Here is a 12,153-nt window from a genome sequence, read left to right on the forward strand (position 1 = left end):
AAGATTATCAAAAAGTTGTTGAGATGTGTCAGCAATATTTAACTAATTTAGGGCCTGACGCTGACGCTTTTTTTAATCTGGCAGTTAGTTATTTAGAATTAAAAGATTATCAGAAAGCTAAAGAATTCTTCTTTAAAGCAGTGGAACTTGACAGAAAGTTTCAGGAGTACACTCCTTTTTTTGAAAATCTCTGAGTTTTCAATTTAATAATATTTGAAAAATGTTTAAAATCTGCTAATATAAAATAATGACAAAGGATAATTTTAAAATTAAAATTTGTTTAATTTTGACCCTCCTTTTATTATTTGGAGCCGTTTTATTAGTAGAGGCGGCAAAAGTAGGGGATGAGGATAATTTTTATATTGATTCGTCTTACGACCTTTATAATAGAGAAGAAATTGAAGCGCAACTTCTTAGAATTAGTGATTCCTCGTATTTATATGTTGATAAATCTTGGTGGGGAAAACTTACATCTAAAGACAAAAACAGAATAAGCATTAAGTTGCACGAGTTAGCCGAAGAGTTTGATGAAAAAATTTATCCTACCCTAACTTCTGAATTTGGTTCAGAATGGAAGCCGGGAATTGATAATGATAACAGAGTTACGGTTTTGTTTCATTTAATGAAAGAAAATGATGGAGGTTATTTTAATAACGGCGATGAATACTCCCGTTTTCAAAATCCAAGATCAAACCAGAGAGAGATGGTTTATCTAAATGCCAGTTACATTACGAATGATGTAATCAAAAGTTTTCTTGCTCATGAGTTTTTACATTTGATTGCCTTTAATCAAAAAGAGAAGATTCAATGGGTTGAAGAAGAAACTTGGCTTAATGAAGCCAGGGCAGAATACGCTCCGACTTTTTGCGGCTATGATTCAGAATATCAAAGGAGTAATCTGCAGAACAGGGTTAATGAATTTTTGAAAAACCCTTCTGATTCTATTACCGAATGGCAAGGCGTTTCGGCAGATTACGGAGCTCTAAATGTTTTTATCCAGTATTTAGTTGACCATTACGGAGTTAAGATTTTGACTGATTCTTTACATTCTTCGAAAGTTGGAATTGAAAGTATTAACTATGCTTTGGAGAAAGATGGTTTTAAGAAAGATTTTTCTCAGATTTTCACAGATTGGACAATAGCTGTTTTAGTCAACGATTGCTCTTTGGGAGAAAAATATTGTTATAAAAACGAAAACCTGAAAAACATCCGAATAGTTCCCGAGAGCAATTTCTTACCCCTTACTTCAGAAAGCAGTTTATTGATAAGTCATACTACTAAAAATTGGGCAGGCAATTGGCAAAAAATTTTTGGGGGAAAGGATACTTTAACTTTTGAGTTTAAAGGAGGAGAAGGAAATAACTTTAAACTTCCTTACCTTGTTTGTCAGGATTCAAACGGATGTTCAATTAACTTTTTATCTTTAGATGAGAACCAAAAAGGTGAAATTATTCTTGAAGACTTCAATACAAAATATACTTCTTTAACCATTATCCCTTCCCTTCAAAACAAATTCTCCGGTTTTGACGGAATAGAGCCCGCTTATTTGTTTAATTGGAAGGCAACAATTTCTAATGGAAGAACAGAGGAAGATAAAGAAACAGAACTAATTAAACAGCTTTTAGCTCGGATTGCTTATCTAAAATCAGAAATCGCTAAAGTCCGAAGTCAAATAGCTGCTATTTTGGGAAAAACTACGGTTTCCTGCCAAAAATTTGATAGTAATCTTTATTATGGGATGATGGCAAATTCAGAAGTTCGCTGTCTCCAGCAATTTTTAAAAAATCAAGGGGCCGAGATTTACCCCGAAGGTTTAGTTACCGGAAACTTCCTTTCTTTAACTAAAGCAGCCGTCATCCGTTTTCAAGAAGAATATGCTCCAGAAATTTTAGCTCCCCTTAGTTTAGAAAAAGGAACAGGTTATTTCGGACCCTTGAGTCGGGAAGCCGCCAACGGACTTATTCACAGGTAATCCCCAGTAAACCCTATTGACCCCTCTTGACACACCTTCTTGAGGGGTTTATTATTATAAAAGAGGAGTATTTCCTCCTCCTCCTCCTCCTCCTCCTCCTCCTCCTCTTCTTCTTCTTCTTATTATTATTAGTAGTAGTATTAATAAGGAGAATTTAATTTTTTCAAAAAAAACAATTTTGGGGTTATCTTAAAAATTCAAAGTATAAATTAGGATTTTTGGTAATATTCTCACCCAAAGGATTAATCGTTAAACGATTTATCCACACTACTAAAAATCCGTATAAATCAGCTCAATTGGTATGAATCAGTGTTTATCTAATTACAAAGCAATAATCCTCGCTGGAGGGAAAGGAACTCGGCTTTATCCGGTAACTAAAGAAATTCCCAAGCCCTTGCTTCCAGTAAAAAGAAAGCCGATTATTAATTATTTAATTAATTTATTTTATTCTCAGGGAATAAAAGAGATAGCTGTTTTAATAAATAAGGATTTTCGAGAAGATTTTGATTGGTGGCAGAAAAGATACTATTCAAAAAACAAAATTAAATTAGTCCAAGAATCAAAGCCCCTTGGGACTTTAGGGGGGCTTTGTTTTTTAAAAGATTGGATTTCAAACAAGCCCTTTTTTCTAACTAATGGGGACGAATTAAAGAAGATAGATTTGATTGAGATGAACAAATTTCACCAGAGATTAAAAACGCCAGCAACAATAGCTTTAGTAAAAGTACCCGACCCTCAACACTACGGAGTTGTTATTTCAAAAAATGGAAGAGTAGAAGAGTTTTTAGAAAAACCTTCACCCTCCCAAATTTCTAAAAGAAACTTAGAAGGGCAAGCAAACTATATTAACTCCGGTCTTTATTTACTATCTCCCGAAATTTTTAATTATCATTCCGGTCCTCAATTCTCAATGATTGAAACTGATTTATTTCCAAAGTTAGCAAAAGAAAAGAAATTAGCAGGATTTAAATTCCACGATAAGTGGACGGATTGCGGGACTTGGGAAAGATACGAAAAAGCTCTCCGGGAATGGAAATGAAGTGATCCTTTTTGACCCCTCTTGGCATGCCTTCTTGAGGGATTTATCATAAAAAGTAGAAACATGGAAAAGGAAATAAAACCAGACAAAATTTATACAACTAAAGAAACTCAGGATTTTTTGAAAGTAAGCAAAAGCACTATGAAACGTTTATTGAAACGAGGTGTAATTAAGGCCTATAAGGTAGGCGGAACGTATAGAATTTGGGGCAGCGAAATTTTGAGCTTAGTTTCTCCAAAAGTTGAATCAAAGGTTTATAAAGTTTATAAAAAAGCCAGAGATAAAACTAGGAAAACTCTTGAAAAGTGGTAATTCTGGTTTTTTTATAAATGAAATATGAGCATTGATAACAAAACAATTTTAGTTACCGGGGGCACAGGTTCTTTTGGTCAGAAATTTGCCGAGATTATTTTAAAAGAACACAATCCAAAAAGTGTCCGTATTTATGACAATCGGGAATTGGCTGAAGTAGAAATGAAAAGGAAATTTAATGATTCCCGTTTGAGGTTTTTTATTGGGGATGTCCGAGATAGGGTTCGTCTTTATAGGGCAATGAATGGGGTTGATATTATTGTTCATGCCGCTGCTTTGAAACACGTGCCCATATGTGAATATAATCCTATTGAAGCAGTGAAGACCAATATGGAAGGTGCAATAAATGTTATTGACGCAGCAATTGATAATTCAGTTGAAAAAGTAATGACAATTAGTACAGATAAAGCAGTTTATCCGGTTAATTTATATGGAGCAACTAAAATGGCAGCGGAAAAGCTTTTTATTCAAGGAAATAGCTATGCTGGCTCCAAGCAAATTATGTTTAGCTGCGCTCGCTATGGAAATGTTCTTGCTAGCAGCGGAAGCGTGATTCTTTTATTTAATGAACAAAAAAAGAAAGGAGAAATTACAATTACAGATGAAAGAATGACAAGATTCTGGATTACTTTGGAAGATGGCGTTCGTTTTGTTATTAAATGTATTAAGTTTATGAAGGGTGGAGAGGTATTTATCCCTAAAATTTCCAGTATGAGAATTGTGGATTTGGCTGACGTTATAGCGCCCGGGGTTAAGAAAAAAATAATAGGTATCCGACCTGGAGAAAAACTACACGAGATCCTTTTAACAAAGGAAGAGGCAAAACACTCCAGAGAATTTGATAAATATTTTGTAATTGAACCCGAATATCCTTTTTGGAATAGGGATAATTTTAAAGAAAGAAAACATCTTTCCGATGGATTTGAGTATACGAGTGCTACTAACGATAAATGGATTACCAAAGAACAAATGAGAAAAATTTTAAGAGATTTAGAAAAATGAAGATAGCGGCAATTATTCAAGCAAGAATGGCTTCAACGAGATTACCCGGTAAGGTTTTAATGAAGATAGCGGGAAAACCAATGTTATGGCACGTAGTTGAACGAATAAAAGCCGCAAAAACATTAGATAGTGTGATTGTGGCAACCACAATCAATTCTGAGGATAATGCCATAGAGAAGTTAGCCCAAAAAGAAGGTTGGCTCTTATATCGTGGATCTTCAGAAGATGTTTTGGATCGTTATTATCAAGCGGCAAAGAAATTTGACATCAATATTGTTTTTAGAGGAAGCAGTGATCTTCCTTTAATTGACCCCGTCGTTATTGACATGTGCGTTAAAAAACTTTTAAGTGGGAAATACGATTATATTAGTAATTTTTTTCAAGAGGAGCAGGATAAGAGTGATTTTCCCCGAGGGCTTGATGTTAGAGTATTTTCTTTTGAAGCATTAAAAAAGGCACATCATAATGCTACCCGGTCTTATGAAAGGGAACACGTAGCTCCCTATATTTGGGAAAATAAAAAGAAGGAGTTTAAAATTGGACCTGCGGTAGAAGCCCCGCCAGAATATTCCAGGAATTACCGTTTGACCGTTGATTATCCAGAAGATTTTAGTTTAATGGAGAAAATTTACCAAATTTTCTATAAACCAGGTAAAATTATTGATACATCTAAGATCATTGCCTTTTTAGATAAACATCCCGAGATTGCTCAGATAAATGCTAATCGTCAGCAAAAGCCATTTAAATAAAGAAACAATCATGAAGAAGCAAAAAATACTAATAACCGGGATGAGTGGCCTTCTTGGTTCAACCTTAGAGCAAATTTTAAAAAAGGAAGGTCACGATATTTACGATATTGACATGGATATTAGCGATACCGACGCGGTTAAGGACTGTGTATTCCGGAAAGAAAATTTTGACTGGATTATTCATACCGCAGCAGTTACTAATGTTGACTCTTGTGAAAAGGATAGATTTTTATGTTATAACGTAAATGCTCAAGGTACCAAAAATATTAGAGATCTGGCAGAAACTATTGGAGCTAAATTAATTTATATCTCCACTGCTTCAGTATTTTCGGGAGAAGAAGGAAATTATAAAGAAACCGACTTACCTTATCCCCGAAATTTTTATAACCTTACAAAATTTTTAGGCGAACAAGTTATATTAGAATACAATCTTGGTTTGGTTCTTCGTTTGAATTTAATCGGTATTCATCCAAAAGGCTCTCGTGGTCTTAATTTTTTTGAATGGTTGGTTAATTCAATTAAAGCTAATAAAAATATTCAACTTTTTAATGATATAATGATAAATCCTTTAAGCAGTTGGACGATAGCTGAATTCATTAATAATCTTATTGAGATTAGCCCCCAGGAGAAAATATTGCATCTTGCTAGTAAAAATATTTTATCTAAGGCAGACATAGGAAAATTAGTTATAAAAAAACTTGGAAATTATAGAGGAAAAGCAAGATTTGTAACCAGGGACGATAATCAAAGCAATGCTCTACGACCAAAACAAATGTGGCTTAACGCCGATTATGCGCAAACGAAATTAGGTTTGGAAATGCCGACTCTTGAATCAGAGATAGAAAAAATATTAAAAAAGTCACATTTATTATAGAAGTGATTATGCTAGATATTAAAATTGGTAACAAAAATATCGGTGCCGAAAACTCTGTGTATATTATTGCCGAGATAGGATCTAATTTTGACGGAGATCTTAGACGCGCAAAATATTTAGCCAAGCTCGCTAAAGAGGTCGGAGCCGATGCTTATAAAATACAAAACTTTTTAGCCCCGAAGATGCTTTCAGAAAAAGGATTCCAAAATTTTCAGGTTTCTTATCAATCAAAATGGGATAGTGGCGTGTTTGAAGTTTATCGCCAAGCAGAATTTCCCAGAAAATGGTTAAAAGAATTATCGGATTATTGTCGCAAGATTGGCATTGATTTTTTTTCAAGTCCCTATGACATTGAAGCGGTTAACCTATTAGAAAAGATCGGTGTTCCTGCCTATAAAATTGGATCTGGGGAGATTGATAATTTGGAATTTTTAGAATATGTGGCGCGTCTCGGCAAGCCCATTATTTTGTCTTGCGGAACGGCAACCTTGGAGGAGATTGGAAATGCGGTCTCGGTTATTCGCGATAGCGGGAATAACCAGATTGTATTATTGCAATGCGTAACTAATTATCCATCACCAATGGCAGATGCCAATATTCGGGCAATGGTTGCTATTAAAGAAAAATTCAGAGTTGAGGTTGGTTATTCGGATCATACAATCGGTAAAGAAGGGGGTGGCGACGATCCGCTTTCTGGCACTACTGTTCCCCTGGGTGCTGTAGCTTTGGGCGCAAGAGTTATTGAAAAACATTTTACTGACGACCGTACTCGCAAGGGTCAGGATCATCCTTTTGCAATGGACATAGAGGGATTTAGAAAAATGGTAGAAGGAATTAGAGCATTAGAAAAAGCCTTGGGCAATGGAATGAAAAGAATTATGCCGTCAGAGAAAGAAACGGCATTTATAATGCGTCGAGGTATTTATGCAAGGAAAAAGATTGAAAAGAGCCAAAAGATTTCTCGGGATAGTGTTGAATTTTTACGCCCAGCTACAGGATTACGGCCGCCTCAAATAAATGAAATATTGGATAAAGTTGCTAAACATAAAATTTTGGCCGGAGAGCCAATCACTCTTGATGATGTTGTTTAACCAAAAAATAGTCGTTGTTATCCCCGCTTTTAACGAATCCAAAACCGTTGAGAGGGTAATAAAAGAAACTAAGCCCTATGCCAATGAAATTATTGTGGTTGATGACGGATCTTATGATGATACCAGCTTAAAGGCAAAAAAAGTTGGGGCTATCGTTATACACCATAAAAAAAATCAAGGGTACGACGCCTCAATTGAAGATGGATTTCGGGAGGCGTTAAAAAGAAAAGCATCTGTTATGTGACCTTTGATGCTGATGGGCAGCATCAACCAGAGGATATTAAAAGATTAACCGAGCCAATTATTACCGGGAAGGCTGATATCGTAATTGGACAACGACAACATGCTTTTCCTCTTAGCGAGAAAATTTTCGCCTTATATACAAATTTCCGGTTTGGAATTAAGGATCCATTATGTGGACTAAAAGCTTATACTTCTAAAGTTTATGAGGGTATTGGTCATTTTGATACCTTGGGTTCTATGGGAACTCAATTAATGATAGAAGCTTTACATAGGGGATTCAGAATTGAATTTGTTCCGATTAATGTTAGACCGCAGGTGGACAGAGCGCATTTTTATTTCAACCGCCTTAAGACGAATTATAAGATTTTAAAAGCAACGATGAAAGTAATTTTATTTTTACGGAAATAGATCACTTATTAAAATGAATGAAACGAGAATAAAACCCATCAGAGGGTTTATAAATATAGATTGGAAAGAACTCTGGAAGTATCGAGAACTTTTTTATTTTTTGGCTTGGAAAGATATCAAAGTGCGCTATAAACAAACGATTATTGGGATTGGCTGGGCAGTCTTACAGCCTTTTTTAACAATGGTAATATTTAGTATATTTTTTGGCCGAGTAGCTGGTATTTCCAGCGGAGAAATTCCTTATCCTATTTTTGTTTATGCCGGTCTCCTTTTTTGGAATTATTTTTCTAATTCTTTGAATAGCGCTAGTAGCAGCTTAGTCAGTAATCAAAAAATTATCCAAAAAATATATTTTCCTCATCTGATTATGCCGATTTCAAGTACAATCGTTCATTTAGTTGATTTCTTTTTTGCTGCCCTGATTTTTGTTGGTTTAATGTTTTATTACCATTTCATACCTACTTTTGTCGGCATTCTGCTAATTATTCCCTGCCTTTTAATTACTTTTCTCTCTTTTTCTGGTCTTGGCTTAGCTTTTTCAGTTCTCAACGTAAAATACCGTGATGTTCGTTACGCTTTGCCATTTTTTATTCAACTTTTAGTTTTTGTTACCCCGGTTATTTATCCAACCAGTGTTTTGGGTAGATATCAGTGGCTGTGGTATTTGAATCCAATGAGCGGTGTTGTTGAGACAATGCGGGCAGGTTTGTTGGGGGTAGGGGCAACAAACTGGGCCCTTCTTGCTTCTTCTGTTCTGATGTCAACTTTATTATTTGTTTTTGGAATATTATATTTTAAAAAATCAGAAAGATATTTTGCCGATATTATTTAGCGACGCCAATATTGGTATGATTAGCATTAATTAGTATATTAGCATCAATGTCTATTATTGAAGTAAACAATTTGTCAAAAAGTTATCGTCTGGGGCATAATTTATTTTCTTATCGCTCGCTTAGAGATGAGATGGTAAGCTTTACAAAAAAACCTGTCCTTTGGCTTAGAGGAAATAGAGAATTAAGAGAAAATTTTTGGGCTTTGAAAGATATCAGTTTTTCAGTGGAAGAAGGCGAGGTTCTGGGGATTATTGGCAGAAACGGAGCTGGTAAAACCACTCTTTTGAAAATCTTATCTCAGATTACGCCTCCTACCAAAGGAGAAGCAGTAATCAAAGGCCGAGTCAGCAGTCTCCTAGAGGTTGGAACCGGTTTCCATCCGGAATTGACTGGCAAAGAAAATATTTATTTTAACGGTGCTCTTTTAGGAATGACAAAAAAAGAGATTAATTCCAAATTTGATGAAATCGTTAATTTTGCCGAACTCGAGAAATTCTTAGAGACTCCGGTGAAAAGATACTCCAGCGGAATGTATGTAAGATTAGCTTTTGCAATTGCTGCTCATTTAGAACCCGAGATACTTTTGGTGGATGAAGTATTAGCTGTTGGAGACACTGCTTTTCAAAAGAAATGTTTGGGAAAAATGAATAAAGTAGCTCAAAGCGGCAGGACCATTCTGTTTATAAGCCATAATATGGCAGCGATTGAAAACTTATGCACTAGAGCCATTGTTTTAGATGAAGGAAAGAAGATTTTTGAAGGCGAAACAAAAAAAGCCATTGATCATTACCTTTTTAGTTATAAAACAGATAGACGAAATTTAAGAGATTTTAGTTCTCGAAAGGGAAATGGAGAACTCCGGATTGTTGATTTGAAATTTCGCAACAAAGATGGCAAAATAAGAAATTGCATACCCTGTGGAGAACCAATGGACATTCTTATGGAATACGAAAATTATGGACTTCCAAATAATACCGAAGTGTTTGTAACGTTATATGCCAAAACCGTTCGGGGCACTCCTCTTTTTGAAACAAATAATAAGCTGTCAGGGCTTCGGCTTGAGAGCAAGAATATTGGGAAACGAGGATTTTTCGTCTGTCATATTAATTCCCTTGCCTTAACTCCTTCAACTTATTTTTTAGATTTATATATTAAGCGTTCAGGACAAATTAGTTTGGATGAGATTCCCGGTGCCAGAAAACTAGACATTGAAATGAGTAATTTTTTAGGTTCAGGACAACTTCCTTCCCCGGCAGCCGGCCCCTTAGTTTTAAAAACAGATTGGAAGGTTGAGAATTAATTATATTATACATCTATGGAAAATATTACATCATGAATATTCAAAAAAATAATAATTTAATAGAAGGAAGAAAAAAAATCATCATTGTTGGTACTGGAGAGCATTATAAAAATATTTTATCTCCATCTTTAGATATTATGAAAAAAGAAGGATCGTTTGAACTATTGACTACTGTCAGCAAAGAATCACCAGCTGATTTAAAAAAAACTAAATCTTTTCGAAAGGTTGAACACAGAATAAGAAAAAGGTCTGAAAAACTTAGTTCTTTACTTTCTGACTTTAAAAATCAGAACCCGGTTGTTATTTTGAGTCATATTAACGAGCTTCATACACCAGACGCATATGATTTGGTAAAAAATGGCTTTAAAGTGATGATAGAGAAGCCTTATTGCCTAAACAGATCTCAATTTGAGGTTATGCGAAATCTAATAAACCGGCACCCTGACAAAATTGGGTTATTAGAATACTATCTAATGATGAAATCAATTCCCTTGCTTATTTTAGCTGGCATGGTTAAAAAAGATAGTTTTTATTTCAAAAAAGAAGGGTTATTAAAAATACATAAAGGATTGTATTCTTTTGTCAACAATGTAGATGAGTTATCTGGAAGAATAAAAGAATTTATCGGCACACCTAAGTTTATTTTGGTGGATGTTCTTGAAGGCGAAGGTAATGTAGGAAGATTAGATCATAGGGGGGCTTTTCTATGCGATCGTAGAAAAGGAGGAGGAATGATTCAGGATTTGGGCATTCACGCCCTATCTCCTCTTTTTGCCCTTGAGGATTATATAGGGAATATTGGATCGTTTAAAAAAGGAAATATGAGAATTGCTAAATGTAAAGAATATGTTGATATGGCAAAAAGAAAATTTGGCTTGTCAGATAAATACCTCGGGGAAACCTATGCTGAAATTGAGTTTTCAACATCAAAAGGTGTACAGGTAATGGTATCGGTGGGAAAGTATGTTTTAAATAATAAAAACCAGAGAAGAATAGTGATAGTGGGTAGTGAGGGACGAGTTTATTTTGATCTTTCTTCTTGTACGTTATTTGTCTCAACCGGAGAAAATTCTGAAATGAAAATTTTAGAAATCCCTAAAAAACCGGGTTGTAAATATTATTCTGTTCTAAAAGCAGCTCTTGAAGTTCTTGAAGGGCATAATCCTTTCAGTTTTAATGCTACCCTTGCAGCTTTAAGAACCCAGTCGTTTATTTTGAATATTCTTGAGAAAGCATATTTTAAAAATAATAAAATCCGTGTCTATAAAGCAAAGGCCTTACCCCAGAATATAGATACGCGTCCTATATGAAAAATATCTTTTTAAATCATTTTCATGAATCAGAAATAAAGCCGCAGGCTTTGTATGAACAATGGAGAAAAGCACTCAAGAAAGATCTTTTGGTATTGTTTCCCGACAAAAAGAAATTTGTGGCTGTGGGTTGTCCAGGATGTGGTAAACATAATTTTAAGTCAGTGTTTACTAAGTTTGGATTTGAGTATCAACGTTGTAATTTATGTGATAGCTTATTTGTCTCTCCAAGACCAAATACAAGAACTATAAGAAAATTTTACAAGAATTCTCAGGCAGTGAAATTTTGGGGAAAGAAAATAATGAGGGCTTCTATATCTGCCCGTCGTCGCTATCAATTGTTTCCTTTATATGTATGGTTTATGGATTTAATAAAAGATTACAAACCTGAAGCTAGAGTAGTCGCTGATTACGAGCCAAAATATTTTAGTTTATTTCTTCCTGATAAAAATTTCTATACAAAATTTGAGAAAATTATTTTTATAAATCCTTTAGTTTTAGAGCGTAATTTCTCAACTAAGAATATTAAAGTAGTTAATAATTTCAGTAATTTAAAAAATAAAGTTGATGTTTTCACCGCTTTTGAGGTTTTAGATAGAGAATTTGACCCAGTTTCTTTTATTAAAAAAGTAAGCAGAATTTGTCGTAAAGGAGGATTATTTCTTTTAACTGTTAATACTATTAGTGGCTTTGAATATCAAATACTAGGTAAAAATTCACAGAGGCTTGTGCCCCCAGATCGTTTAAATCTCCTTTCTGTTGAAGCCATTCATCAACTTTTAACCAATGAAGGATTCAGAATTCTTGATATAAGTTCCCCTGGTAAATTAGACGTAGAAATAGTGGCTAATACTTTTAAGAGTAATTCCAATATTGATATGCCAGAATTTTTAAAATATATGTTTAAGCATCGAAGTAAAGACGCTTGGGAAAATCTTCAAGATTTTCTTCAGCTTAATAAATTAAGTTCTTATTTAAGGATCGCGGCTGTAAAAAAGTAAAAATTGAATAATAAACTAT

14 protein-coding genes are annotated in these 12,153 nt (G+C 34.5%); all 14 read left to right on the forward strand.

Going from position 1 to position 12,153, the window contains the following annotated elements; genetic code table 11:
- Positions 1–194: tetratricopeptide repeat protein (locus KJA13_00570; GenBank protein MBZ9577520.1), on the forward strand; the 194-nt coding region annotated here is incomplete at its 5' end.
- A 53-nt stretch (positions 195–247) separates the two neighbouring features.
- On the forward strand, positions 248–1,972 hold the full coding sequence (locus KJA13_00575; GenBank protein MBZ9577521.1) for a peptidoglycan-binding protein: 1,725 nt from the start codon (positions 248–250) through the stop codon (positions 1,970–1,972).
- Between the two features lie 301 nt (positions 1,973–2,273).
- Entirely contained in the window at positions 2,274–3,011 is a 738-nt protein-coding gene (locus tag KJA13_00580; protein MBZ9577522.1) for a nucleotidyltransferase family protein, read from the forward strand.
- 63 nt (positions 3,012–3,074) lie between these two features.
- Entirely contained in the window at positions 3,075–3,323 is a 249-nt protein-coding gene (locus KJA13_00585) for a helix-turn-helix domain-containing protein (protein ID MBZ9577523.1), read from the forward strand.
- Positions 3,324–3,347: 24 nt separating this feature from the next.
- Complete coding sequence (gene pseB / locus KJA13_00590; protein ID MBZ9577524.1) at positions 3,348–4,325, forward strand: UDP-N-acetylglucosamine 4,6-dehydratase (inverting); 978 nt, start codon at positions 3,348–3,350, stop codon at positions 4,323–4,325.
- Positions 4,322–5,074 carry a glycosyltransferase family protein gene (locus KJA13_00595; protein MBZ9577525.1) on the forward strand — a complete coding sequence of 251 codons (753 nt, stop codon included), beginning with the start codon at positions 4,322–4,324 and terminating at the stop codon, positions 5,072–5,074. The genes pseB and KJA13_00595 overlap by 4 nt, the downstream gene beginning before the upstream one ends.
- A 10-nt stretch (positions 5,075–5,084) precedes the next feature.
- On the forward strand, positions 5,085–5,948 hold the full coding sequence (locus KJA13_00600) for an SDR family oxidoreductase (GenBank protein ID MBZ9577526.1): 864 nt from the start codon (positions 5,085–5,087) through the stop codon (positions 5,946–5,948).
- Between the two features lie 8 nt (positions 5,949–5,956).
- Positions 5,957–7,039, forward strand: a complete 1,083-nt coding sequence (locus tag KJA13_00605; protein MBZ9577527.1) for an N-acetylneuraminate synthase family protein — start codon at positions 5,957–5,959, stop codon at positions 7,037–7,039.
- The gene (locus KJA13_00610; GenBank protein ID MBZ9577528.1) at positions 7,026–7,283 is read left to right on the forward strand and encodes a glycosyltransferase; all 258 of its coding nucleotides are present in this window, start codon (positions 7,026–7,028) and stop codon (positions 7,281–7,283) included. Before KJA13_00605 ends, KJA13_00610 begins: the two co-directional genes overlap by 14 nt.
- Positions 7,280–7,690 (forward strand): glycosyltransferase, encoded by a 411-nt coding sequence (locus tag KJA13_00615; GenBank protein ID MBZ9577529.1) that lies wholly within the window; start codon positions 7,280–7,282, stop codon positions 7,688–7,690. Before KJA13_00610 ends, KJA13_00615 begins: the two co-directional genes overlap by 4 nt.
- Before the next feature lie 13 nt (positions 7,691–7,703).
- The gene (locus tag KJA13_00620; protein MBZ9577530.1) at positions 7,704–8,522 is read left to right on the forward strand and encodes an ABC transporter permease; all 819 of its coding nucleotides are present in this window, start codon (positions 7,704–7,706) and stop codon (positions 8,520–8,522) included.
- A 53-nt stretch (positions 8,523–8,575) separates the two neighbouring features.
- Complete coding sequence (locus tag KJA13_00625) at positions 8,576–9,823, forward strand: ABC transporter ATP-binding protein (GenBank protein MBZ9577531.1); 1,248 nt, start codon at positions 8,576–8,578, stop codon at positions 9,821–9,823.
- A 32-nt stretch (positions 9,824–9,855) separates the two neighbouring features.
- Positions 9,856–11,133 (forward strand): hypothetical protein, encoded by a 1,278-nt coding sequence (locus KJA13_00630; protein ID MBZ9577532.1) that lies wholly within the window; start codon positions 9,856–9,858, stop codon positions 11,131–11,133.
- Entirely contained in the window at positions 11,130–12,134 is a 1,005-nt protein-coding gene (locus KJA13_00635) for a hypothetical protein (protein ID MBZ9577533.1), read from the forward strand. The genes KJA13_00630 and KJA13_00635 overlap by 4 nt, the downstream gene beginning before the upstream one ends.
- Positions 12,135–12,153: the final 19 nt, after the last annotated feature.

The organism is Patescibacteria group bacterium (assembly GCA_020148045.1).
Taxonomy (GTDB): domain Bacteria; phylum Patescibacteriota; class Minisyncoccia; order Minisyncoccales; family GWA2-38-27; genus JAHCRG01.